Annotated in this window: 22 protein-coding genes; all 22 read left to right on the top strand. The window is 72.6% G+C overall.

From position 1 onward, the window contains the following. The first annotated feature begins 202 nt into the window (after positions 1-202). Positions 203-1,690, top strand: a complete 1,488-nt coding sequence (locus tag ACFYYF_RS18400; RefSeq protein ID WP_388776842.1) for an FAD-dependent monooxygenase — start codon at positions 203-205, stop codon at positions 1,688-1,690. Positions 1,691-1,703: 13 nt separating this feature from the next. Continuing rightward, positions 1,704-2,030, top strand: a complete 327-nt coding sequence (locus ACFYYF_RS18395) for a TcmI family type II polyketide cyclase (protein ID WP_388776839.1) — start codon at positions 1,704-1,706, stop codon at positions 2,028-2,030. Further along, the gene (locus tag ACFYYF_RS18390; protein WP_361693965.1) at positions 2,027-3,307 is read left to right on the top strand and encodes a beta-ketoacyl-[acyl-carrier-protein] synthase family protein; all 1,281 of its coding nucleotides are present in this window, start codon (positions 2,027-2,029) and stop codon (positions 3,305-3,307) included. Before ACFYYF_RS18395 ends, ACFYYF_RS18390 begins: the two co-directional genes overlap by 4 nt. Next, a complete protein-coding gene (locus tag ACFYYF_RS18385) occupies positions 3,304-4,527 on the top strand; it encodes a ketosynthase chain-length factor (RefSeq protein WP_388776836.1) in 1,224 nt (407 codons plus the stop codon). Before ACFYYF_RS18390 ends, ACFYYF_RS18385 begins: the two co-directional genes overlap by 4 nt. A gap of 174 nt (positions 4,528-4,701) precedes the next feature. Then, positions 4,702-4,971: an acyl carrier protein gene (locus ACFYYF_RS18380; protein ID WP_361693969.1), complete on the top strand. Its 270-nt coding sequence runs from the start codon at positions 4,702-4,704 to the stop codon at positions 4,969-4,971. Between the two features lie 129 nt (positions 4,972-5,100). Next, complete coding sequence (locus ACFYYF_RS18375) at positions 5,101-5,886, top strand: 3-oxoacyl-ACP reductase (protein ID WP_388776833.1); 786 nt, start codon at positions 5,101-5,103, stop codon at positions 5,884-5,886. Positions 5,887-5,906: 20 nt separating this feature from the next. After that, positions 5,907-6,842: an aromatase/cyclase gene (locus tag ACFYYF_RS18370; RefSeq protein WP_388776830.1), complete on the top strand. Its 936-nt coding sequence runs from the start codon at positions 5,907-5,909 to the stop codon at positions 6,840-6,842. Between the two features lie 2 nt (positions 6,843-6,844). Continuing rightward, positions 6,845-8,878: an SDR family oxidoreductase gene (locus tag ACFYYF_RS18365; RefSeq protein WP_388776827.1), complete on the top strand. Its 2,034-nt coding sequence runs from the start codon at positions 6,845-6,847 to the stop codon at positions 8,876-8,878. A 20-nt stretch (positions 8,879-8,898) separates the two neighbouring features. Then, positions 8,899-10,110, top strand: coding sequence for an MFS transporter (locus tag ACFYYF_RS18360; RefSeq protein ID WP_388776824.1), 1,212 nt, complete (start codon positions 8,899-8,901; stop codon positions 10,108-10,110). Positions 10,111-10,188: 78 nt separating this feature from the next. Then, positions 10,189-11,481, top strand: a complete 1,293-nt coding sequence (locus ACFYYF_RS18355) for an activator-dependent family glycosyltransferase (RefSeq protein WP_388776821.1) — start codon at positions 10,189-10,191, stop codon at positions 11,479-11,481. Between the two features lie 52 nt (positions 11,482-11,533). Then, a complete protein-coding gene (locus ACFYYF_RS18350) occupies positions 11,534-12,784 on the top strand; it encodes a nucleotide disphospho-sugar-binding domain-containing protein (RefSeq protein ID WP_388776818.1) in 1,251 nt (416 codons plus the stop codon). Then, positions 12,766-13,347, top strand: coding sequence for a dTDP-4-dehydrorhamnose 3,5-epimerase family protein (locus tag ACFYYF_RS18345; RefSeq protein ID WP_388776816.1), 582 nt, complete (start codon positions 12,766-12,768; stop codon positions 13,345-13,347). The genes ACFYYF_RS18350 and ACFYYF_RS18345 overlap by 19 nt, the downstream gene beginning before the upstream one ends. Positions 13,348-13,349: 2 nt before the next feature. Next, complete coding sequence (locus tag ACFYYF_RS18340) at positions 13,350-14,477, top strand: nucleotide disphospho-sugar-binding domain-containing protein (RefSeq protein WP_388776813.1); 1,128 nt, start codon at positions 13,350-13,352, stop codon at positions 14,475-14,477. 25 nt (positions 14,478-14,502) lie between these two features. Next, positions 14,503-15,570: a glucose-1-phosphate thymidylyltransferase gene (locus tag ACFYYF_RS18335; RefSeq protein WP_388776811.1), complete on the top strand. Its 1,068-nt coding sequence runs from the start codon at positions 14,503-14,505 to the stop codon at positions 15,568-15,570. Next, on the top strand, positions 15,567-16,550 hold the full coding sequence (gene rfbB / locus ACFYYF_RS18330) for a dTDP-glucose 4,6-dehydratase (RefSeq protein WP_388776809.1): 984 nt from the start codon (positions 15,567-15,569) through the stop codon (positions 16,548-16,550). The genes ACFYYF_RS18335 and rfbB overlap by 4 nt, the downstream gene beginning before the upstream one ends. A 10-nt stretch (positions 16,551-16,560) precedes the next feature. Beyond that, positions 16,561-17,601 (top strand): NAD-dependent epimerase/dehydratase family protein, encoded by a 1,041-nt coding sequence (locus tag ACFYYF_RS18325; RefSeq protein WP_388776806.1) that lies wholly within the window; start codon positions 16,561-16,563, stop codon positions 17,599-17,601. Further along, positions 17,598-18,902 (top strand): lipopolysaccharide biosynthesis protein RfbH, encoded by a 1,305-nt coding sequence (rfbH, locus tag ACFYYF_RS18320; RefSeq protein ID WP_361693991.1) that lies wholly within the window; start codon positions 17,598-17,600, stop codon positions 18,900-18,902. The genes ACFYYF_RS18325 and rfbH overlap by 4 nt, the downstream gene beginning before the upstream one ends. Before the next feature lie 41 nt (positions 18,903-18,943). Next, positions 18,944-19,690 carry an NAD-dependent epimerase/dehydratase family protein gene (locus ACFYYF_RS18315; protein ID WP_388776802.1) on the top strand — a complete coding sequence of 249 codons (747 nt, stop codon included), beginning with the start codon at positions 18,944-18,946 and terminating at the stop codon, positions 19,688-19,690. 94 nt (positions 19,691-19,784) lie between these two features. Continuing rightward, positions 19,785-21,185 (top strand): NDP-hexose 2,3-dehydratase family protein, encoded by a 1,401-nt coding sequence (locus ACFYYF_RS18310; RefSeq protein WP_388776800.1) that lies wholly within the window; start codon positions 19,785-19,787, stop codon positions 21,183-21,185. Then, on the top strand, positions 21,182-22,141 hold the full coding sequence (locus ACFYYF_RS18305) for a Gfo/Idh/MocA family protein (RefSeq protein WP_388776797.1): 960 nt from the start codon (positions 21,182-21,184) through the stop codon (positions 22,139-22,141). The genes ACFYYF_RS18310 and ACFYYF_RS18305 overlap by 4 nt, the downstream gene beginning before the upstream one ends. A gap of 41 nt (positions 22,142-22,182) precedes the next feature. Beyond that, positions 22,183-22,986, top strand: a complete 804-nt coding sequence (locus ACFYYF_RS18300; protein ID WP_388776795.1) for a 4'-phosphopantetheinyl transferase family protein — start codon at positions 22,183-22,185, stop codon at positions 22,984-22,986. A 5-nt stretch (positions 22,987-22,991) separates the two neighbouring features. After that, a partial coding sequence (locus ACFYYF_RS18295) for a carboxyl transferase domain-containing protein (RefSeq protein WP_388777565.1) occupies positions 22,992-23,545 on the top strand: 554 nt, incomplete at its 3' end.

The following is a 23,545-nucleotide window of genomic DNA, read 5'->3' as shown; positions in this document are numbered from 1 at the left end:
AAACGGTGTTGACATCCGCGGGGATTCCGAAGAAGCTCTTTATTAGCTTCCGCGGCACTGTGTCGATCCGGCGAAAACGCACTCGTCGCACGCACTCGCCGGACACAGTCGGCGCGGAAAAGCATCAAGCGGCGCACCGATGTCCCATTCCGGTGCGCCGCTTCGTCGTATCGGCCATTCCGACGCCCCGGAGGACACACCCATGGACGCTTCCGTCATCGTCGCCGGCGCGGGTCCCACCGGACTCATGCTCGCCGGTGAACTACGGCTTGCGGGAGTCGATGTCATCGTGCTGGACCGGCTTCGGGAGCGCACCGGCGAATCCCGCGGGCTGGGCTTCACGACCCGGACGATGGAGGTCTTCGACCAGCGCGGACTGCTGCACCGCCTCGGCGACATGGGCACCAGCAACGCGGGCCACTTCGGCGGTCTGCCGGTCGACTTCGGCATCCTCGACAGCATCCACCAGGCGGCCAAGACCGTGCCCCAGTCGGACACCGAGACGATGCTCGAGGCCTGGGTGCGCGAACTGGGCACCGACCTGCGGCGCGGCCACGAACTGGCCGCCCTGCACGACCGCGGCGACCACGTCGAGGTCGAGGTGCGCGGCCCCGGGGGCGAGGAGAGCCGGCTGACGGCGTCCTACCTGGTGGGGTGCGACGGCGGCCGCAGCACCGTCCGCAAGGCCGCCGGGTTCGACTTCCCGGGCACGGCGGCGACCATGGAGATGTACCTGGCCGACATCAAGGGCGTGGACCTGGCGCCGCGTCTGATCGGTGAGACGTTCGCCGGCGGCATGGTCATGTGCGGCCCGCTCGGCGACCGCGGCGTCACCCGCATCATCGTGTGCGAGCGCGGCACGCCGCCCCGGCGGCGCACCGAGCCGCCCGCGTACGCCGAGGTGGCCGCGGCCTGGCAGCGGATCACCGGCATCGACATCTCGCACGCCGAACACGAGTGGGTCAGCGCGTTCGGCGACGCCACCCGGCTCGCCACCGAGTACCGGCGGGGCCGGGTGCTGCTCGCCGGGGACGCCGCGCACATCCACCTCCCGGCCGGCGGCCAGGGCATGAACACCGGCATCCAGGACGCCGTGAACCTCGGCTGGAAGCTGGCCGCCGTGGTCCGCGGCACCGCTCCCGAGGAACTGCTGGACACCTACCACGGCGAACGGCACGCGGTCGGCGAGCGGCTGATGATGAACACCAAGGCCCAGGGGCTGCTCTTCCTCAGCGGCGAGGAGGTCCAGCCGTTGCGCGACGTGCTGGCGGAACTGATCCGGTACGAGGAGGTCAGCCGCCATCTCGCCGGCATGGTGAGCGGGCTGGAGATCCGCTACGACGTCGGCCGGGGCGGCCACCCGCTGCTGGGGCTGCGGATGCCGCACCTGGAACTGGTCGGCGACCGGCGCAAGACCAGCAGCACCGAACTGCTGCGCGCCGGGCGGGGTCTGCTGCTCGACCTGGCGGACAACGCCGTGCTCCGCGACCGCGCCGCCGGATGGTCGGACCGGGTGGACCTCGTGACCGCGGAGCCGCACGGCGTTCCGGCGGACGCTCCGCTCGCCGGCACCTCGGCGGTGCTGGTGCGCCCCGACGGGCATGTGGCCTGGGCCGCGCCAGGCAGCCACCACGACCTGCCCATGGCCCTGGAGCGCTGGTTCGGCCCGTCCCGCATCCAGCAGTCCTGACAAGGAGAGACTCATGCACAGCACGTTGATCGTGGCCCGGATGGAACCCCGTTCGGCCGAGGACGTCGCCCGCCTCTTCGGCGAGTTCGACGGCACGAACATGCCGGACAGAATGGGCACCCGGCGCCGGCAGCTCTTCACGTACCGGGGCCTCTACTTCCACCTCCAGGACTTCGACTCCGAGGACGGCGGCGAACGGATCGAGGCGGCGAAGGAGGACCCGCGGTTCGTCGGCATCAGCCAGGACCTCAAGCCGTTCATCACCGCCTACGACCCCGCCACCTGGCGCTCACCCGCCGACGCCATGGCGCGGCGCTTCTACCACTGGACCGCGCTGTGAGTGGCCCGTACGGCCGACGGGTCGTGATCACCGGCATCGGCGTCACCGCGCCCGGCGGTGTGGGGGCCAAGAACTTCTGGAGCCTGCTGTCCGACGGGCGCACCGCGACCCGGCGCATCAGCTTCTTCGACCCGTCCCCGTTCCGCTCGCAGGTCGCCGCCGAGGTCGACTTCGACAGCGAACTGCTGGGCCTCGGTGCCCAGGAGGTACGGCGGATGGACCGCGCGGCGCAGTTCGCGGTGGTCACCGCACGGGAGGCGGTGGCGGACAGCGGACTCGAGTTCGGCTCCCTCGACCCCCACCGCACCGGCGTGACCATCGGCAGCGCGGTCGGCGCGACCATGGGGCTCGACGAGGAGTACCGGACCGTCAGCGACAGCGGACGGCTCGATCTGGTCGACCACGAGTACGCGGTGCCGCACCTGTACAACTACCTGGTGCCCAGCTCCTTCGCCGCCGAGGTGGCCTGGGCGGTGGGCGCCGAGGGCCCGGCCACCGTGGTCTCCACGGGCTGCACCTCCGGTCTCGACGCCGTGGGCTACGCCGCCGAGCTGATCCGCGAGGGATCGGCCGACGTCATGGTGGCCGGTGCGGCGGACGCCCCGATCTCGCCCATCACCGTGGCCTGCTTCGACGCGATCAAGGCCACCACCTCGCGCAACGACGACCCCCAGCACGCCTCCCGCCCGTTCGACGGGACCCGCAACGGCTTCGTCCTCGGCGAGGGTTCGGCCGTGTTCGTCCTGGAGGAACTGGACAGCGCGCGGCGGCGCGGCGCCCATGTGTACGCGGAGATAGCCGGGTACGCCACGCGCAGCAACGCCTTCCACATGACGGGTCTGCGCCCCGACGGACGCGAGATGGCGGAGGCGATCCGGATCGCCCTGGACGAGGCGAGGCTCGCCCCGCAGGCGGTCGACTACATCAACGCGCACGGTTCGGGCACCAAGCAGAACGACCGGCACGAGACGGCCGCGTTCAAGCGCAGCCTCGGCGAGCACGCCTACGCCGTGCCCGTCAGTTCCATCAAGTCGATGGTGGGGCACTCGCTGGGCGCGATCGGGTCGATCGAGATCGCGGCGAGCGTCCTGGCGATGGAGAACGACGTCGTGCCGCCCACCGCCAACCTGCACACCCCCGACCCCGAGTGCGATCTCGACTACGTGCCGCTCACGGCCCGGGACTGGAGGACCGACACCGTGCTGTCCGTGGGCAGCGGCTTCGGCGGGTTCCAGAGCGCCATGGTGCTCGCCCGCCCCGATCGGAGGGCGGCATGAGCGCGTCCGGCGTCCGGGTCGCCGTCACCGGGCTGGGCGTGGTCGCGCCCAACGGCCTGGGTGCCGAGGCCTATTGGGCCGCGACCCGGGAGGGAAGCAGCGGCATCGCCCGGATCTCGCGTTTCGTGCCCGACCGGTACCCGAGCCGACTCGCCGGTGAGATAAAGGAATTCGACGCGGCGGAGCATCTGCCGGGCCGGCTGCTGCCGCAGACCGACCGGATGACCCAGCTCGCCCTGGTGGCGGCCGACTGGGCGTTCGAGGACGCCGAGGTGCGCCCCGGGGAACTGCCCGAGTTCGAGATGGGTGTGATCACGGCCAGCTCGTCGGGCGGCTTCGAGTTCGGCCAGCGGGAGTTGCAGGCCCTGTGGAGCAAGGGCAGCCGGTACGTCAGCGCCTACCAGTCGTTCGCCTGGTTCTACGCCGTCAACAGCGGCCAGATATCGATCCGCAACGGCATGCGCGGTCCGAGCGGTGTGGTCGTCAGCGACCAGGCGGGCGGGCTCGACGCGGTCGCCCAGGCGCGGCGGCAGATCCGCAAGGGCACCCGGCTCGTGATGTCGGGTGCCGTCGACGCCTCCATCTGCCCCTGGGGCTGGGTCGCCCAGATGACGAGCAACCGGCTCAGCACGAGCGGCGACCCGCGGCGGGCGTACCTGCCGTTCGACGCCACGGCCGCCGGCCACGTGGCCGGCGAGGGCGGCGCCCTGCTGGTCCTGGAGGAGCTGGAGCAGGCCAGGGCCAGGGGCGCGCGACGGATCTACGGAGAGATCGCCGGGTACGGCTCCACACTCGACCCCCGGCCGGGCAGCGGGCGGCCCGCCGGGCTGCGCAAGGCCGTCGAGCTGGCCCTGGCCGACGCCGGGACAGCGCCCGGCGACATCGACGTGGTGTTCGCCGACGCGGCCGCGATCCCCGAGCTGGACCGGATCGAGGCGACGGCGATCACCGAGGTGTTCGGGGCGCGGGCGGTGCCGGTCACGGCGCCCAAGACGATGACCGGACGGCTCTACTCGGGAGCGGCGCCCCTGGATCTGGCCGCCGCGTTCCTCGCCATGCGGGACGGGGTGATCCCGCCGTCCATCGGTGTCACCCCTTCCCCGGAGCACGAGCTCGACCTGGTCGTCGGCCGGGAACGGACCGCGACGGTGCGCTCCGCCCTGGTGATCGCCCGCGGTCACGGCGGCTTCAACTCCGCCGTCGTGGTGCGCGCCGTCTAGGGCGCATCCACCCCAGGCCGTGTCCGCGGCCCGGGACTGCCGGCGAACGGCAGGCGCAGGCCGGTCCGCGGGGGACCGGCGTGGCCCACATCCCCACCCCGACAAGGTCACCCGGCTCGCGGAGGACCGGCGTGGCCCCGCATCCCCACCCCAGCGACGAAAGGACACTCACCCATGCCCTCCCACGAGTTCACCCTCGACGACCTCAGGCGCATCCTGCGCGACGGAGCCGGCGCCGACGAAGCCGCCGACCTCGACGGGGACATCGCCGACACCGACTTCGAGTCACTGGGCTACGAGTCCCTGGCGATGCTGGAGACCGGCGGGCGCATCGAGCGCGAGTTCGGCATCACGCTGGACGACGACGCGCTGACCGAGGCCAGGACCCCGCGCGAGCTGATCGAGGCCGTCAACGCCCTGCTGGTGCCCGCCGAGATCGGCTGAGCCCGGCACAGGACCGCGCCGCCGGTTCCCGCCGGTTCCCGTCGATGCCTCCGACGGGAACCGGCGGCGCGCTTTCCCCCACCCGCTCGGCCCTCTTGCGCCTTCCCCTTCCCTCTCCAGGAGACAGACATGACGCAGCAGAACCCGAAGGTCGCCCTCGTGACGGGCGCGACCAGCGGCATAGGCCTGGCGGTGACCAGGCTGCTGGCCGGACAAGGCCACCGGGTGTTCCTCTGCGCCCGCACCGAGGACGGCGTGACCCGTACGGTCAAGGAACTCCTCGACGAGGGTCTGGAGGTCGACGGTGTCCCGTGCGACGTCCGCTCGTCGGACGACGTCGGGCGCTTCGTGCGCCAGGCGGTCGAGCGCTTCGGCACGATCGACGTACTCGTCAACAACGCGGGCCGCTCCGGCGGCGGAGTCACCGCCGACATCACCGACGACCTCTGGTACGACGTCGTCGACACCAACCTCAACAGTGTTTTCCGGATGACGCGCGAGGTGCTGACCACGGGCGGCATGCGCGACAAGGACCGCGGCCGGATCATCAACATCGCCTCCACCGCGGGCAAGCAGGGCGTGGTGCTCGGCGCCCCCTACTCGGCCTCCAAGCACGGCGTGGTCGGCTTCACCAAGGCGCTCGGCAACGAGCTGGCACCCACCGGCATCACCGTCAACGCGGTCTGCCCCGGCTACGTCGAGACGCCGATGGCGCAGCGGGTGCGCCAGGGCTACGCCGACGCGTACGACACCAGCGAGGACGCCATTCTCCAGAGGTTCACGGCGAAGATCCCGCTCGGCCGCTACTCGACGCCCGACGAGGTGGCGGGCCTGGTCGGCTATCTGGCCTCCGACACCGCCGCCTCCATCACCTCCCAGGCGCTGAACGTCTGCGGCGGCCTGGGCAACTTCTGAGACTCGGAGGAGAGCACACGATGACGACCCGTCAGGTCGAGCACGCCATCACCGTCGACGCCCCGGCCGCCGCCGTCTACCGGCTGATCGCCGAGGTGGAGAACTGGCCGAGGATCTTCCCGCCCACCCTCTACGTGGACCACGTAGAGCGCGGCGCGGGCGAGGAGCGCATCCGCATCTGGGCCACCGCCAACGGCGAGGCGAAGAACTGGACCTCGCGCCGCACCCTGGACCCCGACAACCTGCGGATCACGTTCCGCCAGGAGGTCTCCACCCCGCCGGTCGCCGCCATGGGCGGCACCTGGATCATCGAGCCGCTGTCCGGGACGTCCTCACGCGTGCGGCTGCTGCACGACTACCGGGCCGTCGACGACGATCCCGAGGGCCTGAAGTGGATCGACGAAGCCGTCGACCGCAACTCCCGCTCTGAGCTGGCCGCTTTGAAGACCAACGTCGAACTGGCCCACGCCTCCGAGGAGATCACCTTCTCCTTCGAGGACACCGTGCAGATCGCCGGCGCCGCCAAGGACGCCTACGACTTCGTGAACGAGGCCGGGCTGTGGGCGGAGCGGCTGCCCCACGTGGCCTCCGTCCGCTTCTCCGAGGACACCCCGGGACTGCAGGTGCTGGAGATGGACACGCGCGCCAAGGACGGCTCGACGCACACCACGAAGTCGTACCGGGTGGTCTTCCCCCACCACACGATCGCCTACAAGCAGGTCACCCTGCCCGCGCTGATGACCCTGCACACCGGCCGCTGGACGTTCACCGAGAACGACGGCGGAGTCGCCGTGACCTCGCAGCACACGGTGGTCCTCAACACGGCGAACATCACCGCGGTCCTGGGCCCCGACGCGAGCGCCGCCGACGCCCGGGAGTACGTCCGCGGCGCGCTCAGCGCCAACAGCCGCGCCACCCTGGGCCACGCCAAGGACCACGCCGAGAACAAGCGCTGACCATGGCCGCCCTGGACACCGATGTGGTCGTCGTCGGCGCCGGACCGGTCGGCCTGCTGCTCGCCGGTGACCTGCGCGGCGGCGGGGCACGGGTGACCGTGCTGGAGCGGCTGACCGAGCCCACCACGGAATCGCGGGCGTCGATCCTGCACGCCCGGACCATGGAACTGCTGCACGCGCGGGGCCTGGTGGGGCGGCTCGGGCCGCCGCCCGACGCCGCGCCCGGCCACTTCGGCGGGATCCCCCTCGATCTGACCGAGGCCGGCGACAGCCCGTACGCCGGCCAGTGGAAGGCGCTGCAGACCCTCGTGGAGGCCGTTCTCGCGGACTGGGCGACCGGACTCGGGGCGGAGGTGCGGCGCGGCCACACGGTGACCGGGCTGACCCAGGAGCCCGGCCGGGTGAACGTCCTCGCGGTCGGTCCGACGGGGGAGCGGGTGCGGCTGAGCGCCGCGTACGTCGTCGGCTGCGACGGCGAGGAGAGCACCGTACGGCGGCTGGCCGGCTTCGCGTTCCCCGGGACCGGGCCCACCAGGGAACTGCTGCGCGCCGACCTGAGGGGCGTCGACCTGCGGGACCGGCGCTTCGAGCGGCACCCGGACGGCGTGGCCAACGCCCGCCGCGGACCCGACGGCGTCACCCGCGTCATGGTGCACGCCTTCGACCGCGTCCCCGGCGGGCCGAAGACCCCCTCCTTCGAGGAGGTGCGCGCGGTGTGGGCCCACGTCACCGGCGAGGACCTCGGCGGCGCCGAGCCTCTCTGGCTCAATGCGTTCCACAACGCCCGTCGGCAGGCGGCGTGTTACCGCAGCGGCCGGGTGTTCCTCGCCGGGGACGCCGCCCATGTCCAGCTGCCGGTCGGCGGCCAGGCACTCAACCTCGGGCTGCAGGACGCGGCGGACCTCGGGGGCAGACTCGCCGCGCACCTCGCCGGGCGGGCCGGCGAGGAACTGCTCGACACCTACCACGCCGTCCGCCACCCGGTGGGCTCGCGCGTGCTCGGCAACATCGAGGCGCAGGCCCAACTGCTGTTCGGAGGGCCCGAAGTGGACGGCGTCCGGACGGTCTTCCGCGAACTGCTGGGGATCGCCGCGGCGCGCCGCCACCTCGCCGCGATGATCAGCGGCCTGGACGGCGGCGGCCCCGCCCCGACACGGCCCGGCGTCCCGGCCGTGACCGGGCCGGGAGCGCCGGCCATGACGCCGCCCGGCGGCACGGACGTGCACGGAGCTCCCGGAACGAATCGTCGGCACACCACGCACAGGAGGAACACCATGGGCAAGCTGACCGGAAAGACCGCGCTCGTCACCGGCTCCAGCCGTGGCATCGGCCGGGCCACGGCGATCCGGCTGGCCCGCGAGGGGGCGCTCGTCGCGGTGCACTGCGCGAGCAACGGCGCGGCCGCCGACGAGACCGTCGCGGCCATCGAGAAGGAGGGCGGCCGGGCCTTCCCGCTGGTGGCCGAGCTCGGCGTCCCCGGCGACGTGCACGAGCTGTTCCTGAAGCTGGAGCGCGAACTGAAGGAACGCACCGGCGCCACCACGGTCGACATCCTGGTGAACAACGCCGGCGTCATGGGCGGCGTGGCCCCCGAGGACCTCACGCCCGAGGCGTTCGACCGGCTCTTCGCCGTCAACGCCAAGGCGCCGTACTTCCTCCTCCAGCGCGCCCTGCGGAACCTCCCCGACGGCGGCCGGGTCATCAACATCTCCTCGGGGCTGACCCGGGTCGCCAACCCGCAGGAGGTCGCGTACGCGATGACCAAGGGCGCGATCGACCAGCTCACCCTGCACTTCGCCAAACACCTCGGCCCCCGCGGCATCACCGTGAACAGCGTGGGTCCGGGCATCACCGACAACGGCACACCGGTCTTCGACGACAAGGACGCGGTGGCGGCCATGGCGAGCTTCTCGGTGTTCGGCCGGGTCGGCGACACCCGGGACGTCGCCGACGTGGTGGCCTTCCTGGCGAGCGACGACTCCCGCTGGATCACCGGCTCCTATCTGGACGCCAGCGGCGGCACACTGCTCGGCTGAGCGGGCGGACGGCCGAGCACATGACGACGCTCTCCTCGCACCCCGCGCCCCGCACCGGCGCCGGACGCCGCGCCCTGCTCCTCGTCCTCGCCGGCAACATGCTCATCGACGCCCTGGAGGTGTCCGTCGTCCTGGTCGCCCTGCCGGCCATGGAGCGGGACCTCGGTCTGTCGACGCAGGGCGGCCAGTGGGTGATGAGCGGCTTCGCCGCCGGCTTCGCGGCGCTGCTGCTGCTCGGTCCCCGGCTCGTCGCCCGGTGGGGCAGGCGGACGGTGTACCTGGCCGCGCTGCCGGTGTTCGTCGCCGCCTCGGTGGCCGGCGGTCTCACCGACCAGGCCGGCGTGCTGATCGCCACCCGGGTCGTGAAGGGCATGTGCGCCGCGCTGACCGCGCCCACCGGGCTCGCCATCATCAGCACCGCGTACCGCCCGGGAGCCGAGCAGCGCCGGGCGGTGTCGGTGTACTCGCTGTTCGGGGCGGCCGGGTTCACCGCGGGACTCCTCTGCTCGGGGGCGCTCACCGAACTGAGCTGGCGCTGGATCCCGGTCTTCCCCGCTCCGGTCGCCCTGCTGCTGCTGGCCGCCGGGTTCCGGCTCATCCCCCGCGACACCGCGCCCACGCCCGCCGCACCCCTCGCAGCCACCGTGGCGCGACTCGTGCGCAACGGTCCGTTCCGGCGCTCGGCGGTGTGCGCGGCCACCCTCAACGGCACGTACCTGGGCCTGATGATGCTGTTCGTCCACCTCCTGCACGACCAGTGGGGGTGGGACTCCCGGCGCACCGCGCTCGCGCTCCTGCCCGCCTGTCTGCCCCTGGCGCTCGCGCTGCCCCTCGCCGGCCGGATGGTGGCGCGCTTCGGCACCGAACGGCTGATCAGGGCCGGGAGCTGCGCCGCGGCGCTCGGCTGCGCGACCGCGCTGCTGACCGGAAGGCCCGGGACGTACGCCACCGGAGTGCTGCCCGCGCTGCTGCTCGTCGAGGCGGGATTCGTCCTGTCCTTCGCCGCCCTCAACCTCCAGGCCACGGCCGGCGTCCCGGCCGGGCACCGAGCCTTCGCCGTGCCGGTCTACCAGACCGCCGTCCAGCTGGGCGCGGTACTCGCGCTGCCCGTCACGGCCGTGGCCCTCGACGCCGGCCCGCGCGGCGCGCTCGCGTTCCTCACCGCTCTGTCGGCGACGGGCGCGCTCGTCGCCTGCGCCGTCCGCACCCCCGGGGCCGGCGCCGCGCGCTGACACTCCCGGTCCGTCGCGTACGTCCTTGCGGGCCCCTCGCCCGTCACGTCCCCTCCCGAACACGAACGGAGTCCAACGATGCGTGTCCTGTTCACCGTCTTTCCGGCGACGGCGCACCTGTATCCCATCGTGCCGCTGGCCTGGGCGCTGCAGAGCGCCGGGCACGAGGTCGTCGTGGCCAGCCACGCGGGCGTCGTGGATCCGGGGGTCGTCGCGAACATCGGCGCGGCCGGGCTCACGGCCGTACCGCTCGGAACGCCGGAGGAACTGCCGGAAGCCCTGAGCAAGAACACGGGGGACGCCAAGCCGGACCGCCCGACGCTCGCCTTCGACGCGTGCGAACCGGAGGAGTCGCAGGGCTGGCGCACGGCCCGCTCGGTCCTCGCCGGCATGTTCAGGATGCACTACCCCGAGCCCGCGGAGCCGGGCGGCCGCAGGCCCGTGCTGGACAACCTGGTCGACTTCGCCCGCGCCTGGCGGCCCGATCTCGTGCTGTGGGACCCGCTGATGTTCCCCGCGCCCATCGCCGCGCGCGTCAGCGGCGCCGCGCACGCCCGCCTGGTCTGGGGCATGGACAACATCGCGGTGATCCACGAACGGACCAAGCGGGAACTGGCCGACCCGGACACGGAGCTGACCGAGCACCCCTGGCTGGGCTGGTACGGCCCGATACTGGAGCGGTACGGGCTGGAGTTCGGCGACGAGATGCTGCTCGGCCAGTGGACCGTCGACCTGACCCAGTCCAGGATGCGCCTGCCGACCGACCTGACGCACGTCCCGATGCGGCGGGTCCCCTACAACGGCGCGGCCCCGCTCCCGGCCTGGCTGCACGGCCGGCCCGAACGCCCGCGCGTGGTGCTGACCCTGGGGGTGAGCCGCCGCAAGATCTTCGGCAAGTACAGCGGGTTCCCCCTGCGCGAGTTCTTCGACTCGGTGTCGGCCCTGGACATCGACGTCGTCGCCACCCTCAACGGCGAGCAGCTCGCCGCGGTCGGCGCCCTGCCCGACAACGTCCGCACGGTCGAGTACGTGCCGCTCAACCAGCTCCTGCCGACCAGTTCGGCGGTCATCCACCACGGCGGGGGCGGGACCTTCTCCGCCGCGGTCGCCTACCAGGTGCCCCAGCTCGTGGTGCCGCTGCCGATGTGGGACGAGATGGTCACGGCCCGGTACGTCGCGGACATGGGCGCGGGACTGATCGCCGACCCCGAGGCCCTGGACGTCCAGGGCTTGCACAAACAGCTCGTGCGGCTCCTGGAGGACCCGTCGTTCGCCCTCGGCGCGCGCCGCCTGTACGACGAGATGCTCGCCGCGCCCGCGCCGAAGGACATCGTCCCGCTGCTGGAGCGCCTGACCGCCGAGCGCCGCTGACCGCCCGAAGAGACCGGCGAGGCCGGCGAGACCGGAGAGGACTGCCCGCCAGATGCGCGTACTGGTGATCGCCACCCCCGTACCGAGCCATTTCCTGCCGCTGGTGCCCCTGTTGTGGGCGCTGCGTTCGGCGGGCCACGAGGTGACGGTCCTCGGCCAGCCCGATGTGCTGGGCGCGGTCCGGGCCGGCGGACTCACCGGCATCGGGGTGGGCGAGCCGTTCGACGTCGACACCATGCTGCTGAGGAATCTGCCCCGGGAACAACGGCCCCTCCAGGCCCGGCCCCGACCGGCACCCGAACTGCTCGGCGGATACGGCAGGTTGTGGTGGGCCCATGCCTCCGCGCTGCTCGACCGCTACACCGCCCTGGCCGAGGAGTACGCACCCGGGCTGATCCTGGCCGACCCGCTGGAGTACTGCTCCCTGATCATCGGCGCCCGGCTGGGCGTGCCGGTGGCGCACCACCGGTGGACGGTGGACGCCATCTCCGGCCCCGCCCGGCGCTTCGTACGCGCCGACGTCCCCGATCCGGCCGGGCCACCCGATCCGCCCGGGCGACCCGGGACGGACGGCCGTGCCGCGGCGGCCGGGCTGCCGGACCCGACCGTGCTGCTCGACCCGTGCCCGCCGTCGCTGCGGCTGCCGGACGGCGAAGCGGGCGTGCCGATCAGGTACGTGCCCTACAGCGGGGGAGCGGTGACACCGGCCTGGGTGCGGACGGATCCCGGCCCGGGCGCCGGACGGCGACGGGTCGCCGTCTCGCTGGGCAACACACCGGCCCTGCACGGCGAGGGGTTCGTCCGCGGGCTGCTGCACGCTCTCGCGGCCCGGTCCGACACCGAGATCCTGGTCACGCTGCCCGAACCGTACCGTTCGGCGGTCGGGCCGCTGCCCGGGAACGTGACCGCGGTCGACCCGCTGCCCCTGCACCTTTTCCTGCGGACCTGCGACGCGATGGTCCACCACGGCGGCGCGGGCACGGCGATGACCGCCACCGCCTTCGGGCTGCCCCAACTGGTGCTGCCCCAGCTGGCCGACCACTTCCCGCTGGCCGACCGGCTCACCGCGACCGGGGCGGGACTGTCCTTCGACACGGCGGCAGAGCAGGACGACCCGCGGATCGTCGGCCACGCCCTGGACCAACTGCTGTCCGACCCGCGCCACGCCCGCTCGGCCCGCCGCCTGGCCGCGGAGATGGCCGCGATGCCGTCCCCGGCCGCCGTGGCCGGCGGTCTGGAACGGCTCGCGGGAGCCCACACGGAACCGAGAGAGGCGAGCCTGCCGTGCACATCGAGGAACTGACCCTGCCCGGGACCTTCCTGATCACGCCCGACCAGATCCCGGACGAACGCGGGACGTTCTACGAGTCCCTGCGCAGCGACGTGCTGGAGAGCGCCGCCGGCGTCGTCTTCCGGCCCCGGCAGATCAACTACTCCGTGTCGAAGCGGCACACGCTGCGGGGCATCCACAGCGTGCTCATCCCGCCCGGCCAGGCCAAGGTCGTCACCTGCGTCCGCGGCGCGCTGCGCGACATCGTCGTGGACCTGCGCATCGGCTCCCCGTCCTTCGGCGAGCACCACGTCAACGAACTGACCGCGGACTCCGGGAGATCCGTCTACGTCCCGGAGGGCGTGGGCCACGGGTTCCTCGCGCTCAGCGACGACGCCTGCATCTGCTACGTCGTCTCCACCACGTACGTTCCGGGCACCCAGATCGACGTCAACCCGCTCGATCCGGACCTCGATCTGCCCTGGAACTGCCCCCGGACCCCCCTCATCTCGGACAAGGACGCGAAGGCGCCGACCGTGGCCGAGGCCGTACGGGCAGGTCTCCTGCCCCAATTCAGCAAGGCAGGGACACCGTGAGGATGCTCTTCGTGGCCGCGGGCAGCCCGGCGACGGTCTTCGCCCTGGCCCCGCTCGCCACCGCCGCCCGCAACGCGGGCCACCAGGTGGTCATGGCCGCGAACGACGACATGGTGCCGGTCATCACCTCCTCGGGCCTGCCGGGCATCGCGACGACCGATCTGCCCATCCGCCACTTCATCACCAGGGACCGCGCGGGCGAACCCGAGGAGATCCCCGTCGATCCGGTCGAGCAGGCCCGCTTCACCGGGCGCTGGTTCGCGCGGATGGCCGCCTCCAGCCTGCCGCGGATGCTGGAGTTCGGCCGGTCCTGGCGGCCCGACCTGATCGTCGGCGGCACGATGAGCTACGTCGCCCCGCTGCTCGCCCTGCATCTGGGCGTCCCGCATGTGCGCCAGACCTGGGACGCCATCGAGGCCGACGGCATCCACCCCGGCGCGGACGCCGAACTCGCCCCTGAACTGGCACGGTTCGGCCTGGACCGGCTGCCCCCGCCCGACGTGTTCGTCGACATCTGCCCGCCCAGTCTGCGGCCGCCGGACGCCGCCCCGGCCAGGCCCATGCGCTACGTCCCGGCGAACGGCCAGCGGCGCCTGGAGCCGTGGATGTACCGCCGCGGCGAGCGCCGCCGCGTCCTGGTGACGTCCGGCAGCCGGGTCGCCAGGGAGAGCTACGACAAGAACTTCGAATTCCTGCGCGGCCTCGCCAAGGACGTCGCCGCCTGGGACGTCGAGCTGATCGTGGCCGCGCCCGACGCTGTCGCCGACGCCCTGCGGGACGAACTGCCCGGCGTCCGGGCCGGCTGGACGCCGCTCGACGTGGTGGCGCCCACCTGCGATCTGCTCGTGCACCACGGGGGCGGTGTCAGCACCCTGACCGGGCTGAACGCCGGCGTGCCCCAACTGCTCATTCCCAAGGGCGCCGTGCTGGAGAAGCCGGCCCGCCGCGTCGCCGACCTCGGGGCCGCGGTCACGCTGCTGCCCGGCGAGGACTCGGCCGACGCGATCGCGGACGCCTGCCAGGAACTCCTGTCCGAGGACACATACGGCGAACGGGCCCGCGGACTCTCCCGGGAGATCGCCGCCATGCCCTCGCCCGCGAGCGTGCTCGACACGCTCGAACCGGCATGAATACACGAACCGAGAGGACCTCTCGATGAAGGCTCTGGTGCTCGCCGGCGGATCTGGAACCCGCCTGCGGCCTTTCAGCTATTCGATGCCCAAACAACTCATCCCCATCGCCAACACGCCCGTGCTGGTGCATGTGCTGAACACCGTGCGGGATCTCGGAGTGACCGAGGTCGGCGTCATCGTCGGCAACCGCGGCCCCGAGATCGAGGCCGTGCTCGGCGACGGCGCACGGTTCGGCCTGCGGATCGTCTACATCCCCCAGGACGCGCCGCGCGGACTGGCCCACACCGTGTCCATCGCCCGCGGATTCCTCGGCGACGACGACTTCGTGATGTACCTCGGCGACAACATGCTGCCCGACGGGGTCGTCGGGATCGCCGAGGACTTCACCCGGCAGCGGCCGGCCGCCCAGGTCGTCGTGTACAAGGTCGCCGACCCGCGCTCCTTCGGCGTCGCCGAACTCGGCCCCGACGGGGAGGTGCTGCGCCTGGTGGAGAAGCCGCACCATCCGCGCAGCGACATGGCTCTGATCGGCGTGTACTTCTTCACCGCCGCCATCCACGAGGCCGTCGCCGCGATCGGGCCCAGCGCCCGCGGCGAACTGGAGATCACCGACGCCATCCAGTGGCTCGTCTCCTCCGGAGCGGACGTGCGCGCCAGGATCTACGACGGCTACTGGAAGGACACCGGGAAGGTCGAGGACGTCCTGGAGTGCAACAGCCACCTCCTGGACGGGCTGAGCCGGCGCGTCGACGGACTGGTCGACGCCGACAGCGTGCTCGTCGGCCGGGTCGTCGTCGAGGCGGGGGCCACCGTCGTGCGGTCCCGGATCGAGGGACCGGCGATCATCGGGGCCGGCACGGTCCTGCAGGACAGCCATGTGGGCCCGCACACCTCCATAGGCCGGGACTGCACGGTGACACACAGCCGGCTGGAGGGCTCCATCGCCCTGGACGAGGCGTCCGTCACCGGTGTGCAGGGGCTGCGCGACTCGCTGATCGGACGCGCCGCGTCCGTCGCCACCACCGGCCCGGGCACGGGCCATCACTGCCTGGTCGTCGGAGACCACACCCGAGTGGAGGTCGCGGCATGAGGATCCTCGTCACCGGGGCGGCCGGATTCATCGGCTCGCACTTCGTGCGCAGCCTGCTGGCCGACCGGTACGCCGGCTGGGAGGGCGCCCAGATCACCGCCCTGGACAAGCTGACCTACGCGGGCAACCGCGAGAACCTGCCCGCCTCGCACGAGCGGCTGGTGTTCGTCCGCGGCGACGTGTGCGACCGGAGCCTGCTGCGCGAACTGGTGCCCGGCCACGACGCCGTCGTCCACTTCGCCGCCGAGTCGCACGTCGACCGCTCCCTGGAGGGCGCCGGCGAGTTCTTCCGTACGAACGTCCTGGGCACCCAGACCCTGCTCGACGCCGTGCTGGCGAGCGGGGTCGAGCGGGTCGTGCACGTCTCCACGGACGAGGTGTACGGCTCGATCGACCAGGGCTCCTGGACGGAGGAGTGGCCGCTCGCGCCCAACTCCCCCTACGCCGCCTCGAAGGCGGGCTCGGACCTGGTCGCCCGGGCCTACTGGCGCACCCACGGCCTGGACCTCTCGATCACCCGCTGCTCCAACAACTACGGGCCCTACCAGCACCCCGAGAAGGTCATCCCGCTGTTCGTCACCAACCTGCTGGAGGGCCGCCAGGTCCCGCTGTACGGCGATGGGCGCAACGTCCGCGAGTGGCTGCACGTCGACGACCACTGCCGAGGCATCCACCTTGTGCTGGGCGGCGGCCGGGCGGGCGAGATCTACAACATCGGCGGCGGCAACGAGTACAGCAACCTCGCGCTGACCGAGCGGCTGCTGGAACTGACCGGCGCGGGCGAGGAGATGATCCGCCGCGTCGCGGACCGCAAGGCGCACGACCTGCGTTACTCGATCGACGAGTCGAAGATCCGCGAGGAGCTCGGCTACGCGCCGCTGACCGGCTTCGAGCAGGGCCTGGCCGACACGGTCGCCTGGTACCGGGACAACCCTGACTGGTGGAAGGCCGTCAAGCACGGAACGAGCCGTGCGGCCTGACCGCCGGCCCGTGACCGGGCTCTCCGTCCTGGTCCTCGGCGGCACCGGTTTCCTCGGCCGCCGAATCGGCGCGGCGTGCGCCGCCGAGGGCGCCCGGGTGCACCTGGTCTCCCGCGGCGCCCCGGCGGCCGGGGCCCCGGCCGCCGGGCCCGGTGCGCGGGCCGTCGGCCTGGACCTGGTGACCGCCTCGCCGCGGGAGATCGCCGACGTCCTCGGGGCGGCCGGCGCCGACGTCGTGGTCAACGCGGCCGGCCGGGCCTGGCAGGCCGACGAGGCGCAGATGGCCGCGGGCAACGCCGCACTCGTCGAGCGGGTCGTGGCGGCGCTCACGGCACTGCCCGGTCCTCCGGTACGGCTGGTCCAGCTCGGCACCGTCCACGAGTACGGCGCGGGCGCCCCGGACGCCGCCACCGGCGAGGACCACGAGCCCGCCCCGGTCACCCCGTACGGACGCACCAAGCTCCGGGGCACCCGGGCCGTGCTGCGCGCCGGCCGCGAGCAGGGGGTGGACGGCGTGGTGCTGCGGCTCGCCAACGTGGTCGGCGCCGGGGTCCCCGAGGGCAGCCTCTTCGGCCGGGTCGCGGCGCACCTCGGCGCCGCCGCCCGTGCCGACGCGCGCGGCGAGAAGCCCGCCGCACTGAGCCTTCCGCCACTGCGCGCGGCCCGTGACCTGGTGGACGCCGAGGACGTCGTCAAGGCGGTGCTGGCCGCGGCCACCGCGCCGACGGCGGACGTCGCCGGTCAGGTGATCAACGTGGGCCGCGGCACGGCGGTCCCGATGCGCGACCTGGTCGACCGGATGATCGCGCTCAGCGGGCTGGAGGTCCCGGTGACCGAGGCGGCCGGGGGACCGGGCTCGCGCACCGACGTCGCGTGGCAGTGCCTGGACGTCTCCCGGGCGCGGCGCCTGCTCGGCTGGCGCCCGCTGCGCGGCCTCGACGACTCCCTGCGCGAACTGCTCGCCTCCGTACTGCCGCCGGAGCATCCCCGGCCCGGCACACCACTCGGCATCACGGCCGGCGCACCGGCCGAAGAAGGGAAACGACCATGAGCGACCGCAAGGACCTGCTGCTCGACGGCGTCCGCGAGTACCACCGGGAGGCGTCCCCGGCCCGGGAGTTCATCCCCGGCACCACCGAGATCTGGCCGTCGGGCGCCGTCCTGGACGAGAACGACCGGGCGGCCCTGGTGGAGGCCGCGCTGGACATGCGCATCGCCGCCGGACCCAGCTCCCGCAAGTTCGAGTCGGCCTTCGCCCGACGCCTCAAGCGCCGCAAGGCCCACCTCACGAACTCCGGTTCGTCGGCCAATCTGCTGGCCGTCTCGGCCCTCACCTCCCACACACTGGAGGACCGGCGGCTGAAGCCGGGCGACGAGGTCATCACCGTCGCGGCGGGCTTCCCGACCACGGTCAACCCGATCCTGCAGAACGGCCTCGTCCCGGTGTTCGTGGACGTGGACCTCACCACCTGCAACGCCACCGCCGACCGGGTCGCGGCGGCGATCGGCCCAAGGACCCGGGCCATCATCATCGCCCACGCACTCGGCAACCCCTTCCCGGTCACCGAGATCGCCCAACTCGCCGAACAGCACGACCTGTTCCTCATCGAGGACAACTGCGACGCGGTCGGCTCGCTGTACGACGGGAAACTCACCGGTACCTTCGGCGACCTGACGACCGTCAGCTTCTACCCGGCGCACCACCTCACCATGGGCGAGGGCGGCTGCGTCCTGACCGCCAACCTCGCCCTGGCCCGGATCGTGGAGTCGCTGCGGGACTGGGGCCGGGACTGCTGGTGCGAGCCGGGCGAGAACGACCGGTGCCTGAAGCGGTTCAAGTACCAGATGGGCACGCTGCCGGCCGGATACGACCACAAGTACATCTTCTCGCACGTCGGTTACAACCTGAAGGCCACCGACATCCAGGCCGCGCTCGGCCTCACCCAACTGGCCAAGCTGGACTCCTTCATCGAGGCGCGGCAGCGCAACTGGCGGCGGCTGCGCGAGGGTCTGGACGGGGTCCCGGGGCTGCTGCTGCCCGAGCCCACCCCGCGCTCCGAGCCCAGCTGGTTCGGCTTCGTGATCACCGTGGACCCCGAGGCGCCGTTCAGCCGCGCCGAACTGGTGGACTTCCTGGAGGACCGCAAGATCGGCACCCGCCGGCTGTTCGCGGGCAACCTGACCCGCCACCCGGCCTACACCGACCAGCCGCACCGGATCGTGGGCGAGCTGACCAACAGCGACCTCATCACCGAGCACACCTTCTGGATCGGGGTCTACCCGGCGCTCACCGACGAGATGCTGGACTACGTCACCGCCTCGATCAAGGAGTTCGTGGCCGCGCGCGGCTGAGCCGGACGGCCCCTCACCCCTACAGATCGGGACGACGACGTATGGACATTGTGGGAAACGGTTTCCTGGCGCGGAACCTGCGTCCGCTGGCCGGCCGGCATCCGGACACCGTGGCCCTGGCGGCGGGGGTGTCCTGGGCGAGCGGCACCTCGGACGCCGACTTCGCCCGCGAGGCCGCGCTGCTGGACGAGGTCGCCGCGCGGTGCGCGGCCGAGGGACGGCGGGTGCTCTTCTTCTCCACCGCGGCGACCGGGATGTACGGACTCGCCGAGGGACCCGGCCGGGAGGACGTCCCGGTGACGCCCTGCACCCCCTACGGCGAGCACAAACTCGCCCTGGAGGAACGGCTGCGCGGCACCGGCGCCGATCACCTCATCCTCCGGCTGGCCCATCTGGTCGGCCCCGACCAGCCGGAGCACCAGCTGCTGCCCACGCTGGTACGGCAGTTGAGCGAGGGCGTGGTCCGCGTGCACCGCGGCGCGGCCCGCGACCTCATCGACGTGGGCGACGTCGTCACCGTCGTCGACCGTCTGCTCGCCGCGGACCCCCGGGCCGAGACGGTGAACGTGGCATCGGGCTTCGCGGTACCGGTGGAGGGCATCGTCGACCTGCTCGAAAAGGGCCTCGGCCTTCAGGCACGCAGGGAGTACCTCGACACGGGCGCCCGTCAGCACGTGATCTCGACCGAGAAGCTGCGTGCCCTGGTCCCGCAGGTCGCGGAGATGGGCTTCGGCGACGGCTACCACCAGCGGATCCTCGCCGACTTCACGGCATCCGTGTACGTCTGACGAGCGAAGGCCGAAAGCCCCGCCGCGGGAGCCGCACATCACACGCTCGGATCCATCGGACCCATCGAACACATCGAACACGGGGAGTCCCCTGATGCTGCCTCTCGTCCCTCAACCGCGCAACGACGCGAAGCTGCTGGCGGACCGGCTCGCGCTCTCGGCCGCCACCACCGGGGGCGCGCACGTGACGACCGCCGGCTTCGCCGACTGGCTCGCCGAGCGGGGCCGTGCCAACGCCTTCCGCGTGGACCGCATCCCCTTCGCCCGGCTGAACGGCTGGTCGTTCCACGACACCACCGGCAACCTCGTGCACCGCAGCGGCCGGTTCTTCACCGTCGAGGGCCTGCACGTCACCGAGCGGGGCGGCCCCTACGGCGACGGGCCGTACGCCGAATGGCACCAGCCCGTCATCAAACAGCCCGAGGTCGGCATCCTCGGCATCCTGGGCAAGGAGTTCGACGGGGTCCTGCACTTCCTGATGCAGGCGAAGATGGAGCCCGGCAACCCGAACCTGCTCCAGCTGTCCCCGACCGTGCAGGCCACGCGCAGCAACTACACCAAGGTCCACCAGGGCGCGGACGTGAAGTACATCGAGCACTTCGTCGGTCCGGGCCGCGGCCGCGTCGTCGCGGACGTCCTGCAGTCCGAACACGGCTCGTGGTTCCTCCGCAAGTCGAACCGCAACATGATCGTGCTGACGGACGACGACGTACCGCTCCTCGACGACTTCTGCTGGCTCACCCTCGGGCAGATCGCGGAGCTCCTGCACCAGGACAATGTCGTCAACATGGACTCCCGCACCGTCCTGTCCTGCCTGCCCGTCCCGGAGGCGACCCCCGACGCGCTGCTGTCCGACGTCCAGCTGCTGTCCTGGATCACCGGTGAGCGCTCCCGGCACGACGTGCACGCCGAACGCGTCCCCCTGGCCGGACTGCCCGGCTGGCGGCGCGACGAGATGACCGTCGAGCACGAGGAGGGCCGCTACTTCAAGGTGGTGGCGGTCGACGTGCAGGCCGGCAACCGCGAGGTCACCGGCTGGACCCAGCCGCTGTTCGAGCCGGTGGGCCTCGGCGTCACCGCCTTCCTCACCCGCGCGTTCGAGGGCATCACCCACGTCCTGGTGCACGCCCGGGTCGAGGGCGGGTTCCTGGACACCGTCGAACTGGGTCCCACGGTGCAGTACACCCCGGGGAACTACGCCCATCTGCCCGACGAGGAGCGCCCGTTGTACCTCGACACCGTGCTGGGCGCCTCGCGGGAGCGCGTCCGGTACGAGGCCGTGCACTCCGAGGAGGGCGGCCGGTTCCTCAACGCCGAGAGCCGGTATCTCCTCGTCGACGCGGACGAGGCGGACGTGCCGTCGGATCCTCCCGCCGGCTACGCCTGGGTCACCCCGGACCAGCTCACCTGGCTGGTGCGCCACGGCCACTACCTCAACGTCCAGGCCCGTACGCTCCTGGCCTGCCTGAACGCCGACGCGGCGTTCGCCCGATGAGCGGGCCGGTGCGGATCGGGGTGCTCGGCTGCGCCGACATCGCCCTGCGGCGGATGCTGCCCGCGTTCGGCGCCTCCCCGGACCTGGAACTCGCCGCGGTCGCCAGCCGCGACCCGGCGAGGGCCGAACAGGCCGCCCGGCGCTTCGGCTGCCGTCCGGTCCAGGGGTACGCCGAACTGCTCCGGGCCGACGACGTCCAGGCCGTGTACGTGCCGTTGCCGGCCGCGCTGCACGCCCCATGGGTGGAGGCGGCGCTCGACGCGGGCAAGCACGTGCTGGCCGAGAAGCCCCTGACCACGGATCCGGAGAGCACCGAGCGGCTGCTGGACCTCGCGGCGAAGCGGGGACTGGCCCTCATGGAGAACGTCATGTTCGTCCATCACCCTCGGCACGAGGCGGTGCGGCGCCTGGTCGCCGAGGGGCGGATCGGTGAACTCCGCTCGTTCCGGGCGGAGTTCGCCATCCCTCCGCTCGCCGGTGACGACATCCGCTACTCAGCCGAACTCGGCGGTGGCGCGCTCGCGGACGTCGGCCTGTACCCGCTGCGGGCGGCCCTGCACTTCCTCGGGCACGAACTCGACGTGGTCGGCGCACGTCTCGTCCGACGCGGTGGTCGAGAGGTCGAGACCGCGGGGGCCGCGCTGCTGGCCACCCCCGACGGGGTCACCGCGCACCTCACCTTCGGCATGGAGCACGCCTACGCCTCGCGCTACGAACTCTGGGGCAGCGAGGGCCGGATCACCGTCGACCGGGCCTTCACGCCGCCGGCGGACCTCGTGCCGGTGATCGGTCTGCACCGGGGGGACGGGACGCGGGAGATCCGGCTGGAGCCCGCCGACCAGGTCGCGGCCACGGTCGCCGCCTTCGTCGACGCGGTCCACGAGGGCAGTGCCCCGCGCGCGGACACCCTGCGGCAGGCCGCTTTGCTGGACGACGTGCGGCGCGGCTCCGCGTGAAGCCCGCCCAGCGGTTCGGACCGTCCCCGGAGAAGGGTGACGTGGCGGTCTGGCTCCTGACACCGCCCGAGGACGCGCCGCTCGCGTACGGGGAACTCGACGCGGCCGAACGGCGCCGTGCGGACGCCTTCCGGCTGCCGCGCGACCGTGCTCTGTACGTGGCCGCGCACATCGCGCTGCGCCGGCTGCTGGCCGGGTACCTGCGCGCCTCGGCGCGGGAGCTGGAGTTCGCCCGGGCCGCCTGTCCCCGCTGCGGCGGTCCGCACGGCCGCCCGGTCCTGCGGGGAGCCGGGCCGGGCACCCCGCACTTCTCGCTGTCGCACAGCCGGGGCGCGGTCCTCGTCGGCGTGGCGCACGCTCCGGTGGGCGTCGACGTGGAACGGGTGCCGCGCCCGGAACGGGTCGACGTCTGCAGGTCGGCTCTCCACCCCTTGGAACAGCGGGAGTTGGCCGCACTGCGGGCCCCGGACCAGCCCGCTCGATTCGCCCGGCTCTGGGCCCGCAAGGAGGCCTTCCTGAAGGGGACGGGCGTGGGCGTCGGCGGCTGGACGTCCCAGGTGTATCTCGGCGAGCGGAGTCCGGGAGCCCCGCCGCCACCGGAGGGCTGGAGCGTCCTGGACGTGCCCTGCGGTCCGGGCCACGCCGCGGCCGTGGCGACGAGGGGACCGGCGGCGCGCGCCAGGGTGCGCCGGCTCCCGCCCGAGGCGGTGCTCGTCGGCGGCCGCGTCCCCGGCTTCCACCGGCCGCGGCCGGTGGAAGTCCGTCATGACCCCGACGCCGATCACGCGCGCGACGACCTCGACGCGCGTGACGTTCCCGACGCACGCGAGGAGGAACTCCCTTGACCGAGGTGGACGACAGGTCCCTGACGGTGATCGAGCCGACGGACGCGCGTGGCCGGGTGGCCGAGCTGCACGCGATCCGTGCGGAGGCGCTGCGCGGGCCGAGTGCGGCGGCGACCGAGGCGCAGCACGCGAAGGGCAAGCTGACCGCCCGGGAGCGGATCGGGCTGCTGCTGGACGCGGGTTCGTTCCAGGAGGTCGAGCAGCTGCGGCGGCACCGGGCGACCGGGTTCGGCCTGGAGGCCAAGAAGCCGTACACGGATGGTGTGATCACCGGTTGGGGCACGGTCGAGGGCCGCACGGTGTTCGTGTACGCGCACGATTTCCGGATCTTCGGCGGTGCGCTGGGTGAGGCCCACGCGACGAAGATCCACAAGATCATGGACATGGCCATCGCGGCCGGTGCGCCGCTGGTCTCCCTGAACGACGGCGCGGGCGCCCGTATCCAGGAGGGCGTTTCCGCGCTCGCCGGTTACGGCGGCATCTTCCAGCGCAACACGAAGGCTTCGGGTGTCATCCCGCAGATCTCGGTGATGCTGGGTCCGTGTGCGGGCGGTGCGGC

The sequence above is a fragment of the Streptomyces sp. NPDC001914 genome, from assembly GCF_042891215.1.
Classification (GTDB): domain Bacteria; phylum Actinomycetota; class Actinomycetes; order Streptomycetales; family Streptomycetaceae; genus Streptomyces.
This window is presented reverse-complemented; position numbering and strand designations above follow the sequence as displayed.

Excerpts from the sequence above, each read along its gene's own strand:
- ACFYYF_RS18340 (WP_388776813.1), top strand. The coding sequence starts at position 13,350 with ATGCTCTTCGTGGCCGCGGGCAGCCCGGCGACGGTCTTCGCCCTGGCC.
- ACFYYF_RS18305 (WP_388776797.1), top strand. The coding sequence starts at position 21,182 with ATGAGCGGGCCGGTGCGGATCGGGGTGCTCGGCTGCGCCGACATCGCC.
- ACFYYF_RS18350 (WP_388776818.1), top strand. The coding sequence starts at position 11,534 with ATGCGCGTACTGGTGATCGCCACCCCCGTACCGAGCCATTTCCTGCCG.
- ACFYYF_RS18315 (WP_388776802.1), top strand. The coding sequence starts at position 18,944 with ATGGACATTGTGGGAAACGGTTTCCTGGCGCGGAACCTGCGTCCGCTG.
- ACFYYF_RS18365 (WP_388776827.1), top strand. The coding sequence starts at position 6,845 with ATGGCCGCCCTGGACACCGATGTGGTCGTCGTCGGCGCCGGACCGGTC.
- ACFYYF_RS18335 (WP_388776811.1), top strand. The coding sequence starts at position 14,503 with ATGAAGGCTCTGGTGCTCGCCGGCGGATCTGGAACCCGCCTGCGGCCT.
- ACFYYF_RS18400 (WP_388776842.1), top strand. The coding sequence starts at position 203 with ATGGACGCTTCCGTCATCGTCGCCGGCGCGGGTCCCACCGGACTCATG.
- ACFYYF_RS18385 (WP_388776836.1), top strand. The coding sequence starts at position 3,304 with ATGAGCGCGTCCGGCGTCCGGGTCGCCGTCACCGGGCTGGGCGTGGTC.
- ACFYYF_RS18355 (WP_388776821.1), top strand. The coding sequence starts at position 10,189 with ATGCGTGTCCTGTTCACCGTCTTTCCGGCGACGGCGCACCTGTATCCC.
- rfbB (WP_388776809.1), top strand. The coding sequence starts at position 15,567 with ATGAGGATCCTCGTCACCGGGGCGGCCGGATTCATCGGCTCGCACTTC.
- ACFYYF_RS18310 (WP_388776800.1), top strand. The coding sequence starts at position 19,785 with ATGCTGCCTCTCGTCCCTCAACCGCGCAACGACGCGAAGCTGCTGGCG.
- ACFYYF_RS18370 (WP_388776830.1), top strand. The coding sequence starts at position 5,907 with ATGACGACCCGTCAGGTCGAGCACGCCATCACCGTCGACGCCCCGGCC.
- ACFYYF_RS18375 (WP_388776833.1), top strand. The coding sequence starts at position 5,101 with ATGACGCAGCAGAACCCGAAGGTCGCCCTCGTGACGGGCGCGACCAGC.
- rfbH (WP_361693991.1), top strand. The coding sequence starts at position 17,598 with ATGAGCGACCGCAAGGACCTGCTGCTCGACGGCGTCCGCGAGTACCAC.
- ACFYYF_RS18380 (WP_361693969.1), top strand. The coding sequence starts at position 4,702 with ATGCCCTCCCACGAGTTCACCCTCGACGACCTCAGGCGCATCCTGCGC.
- ACFYYF_RS18395 (WP_388776839.1), top strand. The coding sequence starts at position 1,704 with ATGCACAGCACGTTGATCGTGGCCCGGATGGAACCCCGTTCGGCCGAG.
- ACFYYF_RS18360 (WP_388776824.1), top strand. The coding sequence starts at position 8,899 with ATGACGACGCTCTCCTCGCACCCCGCGCCCCGCACCGGCGCCGGACGC.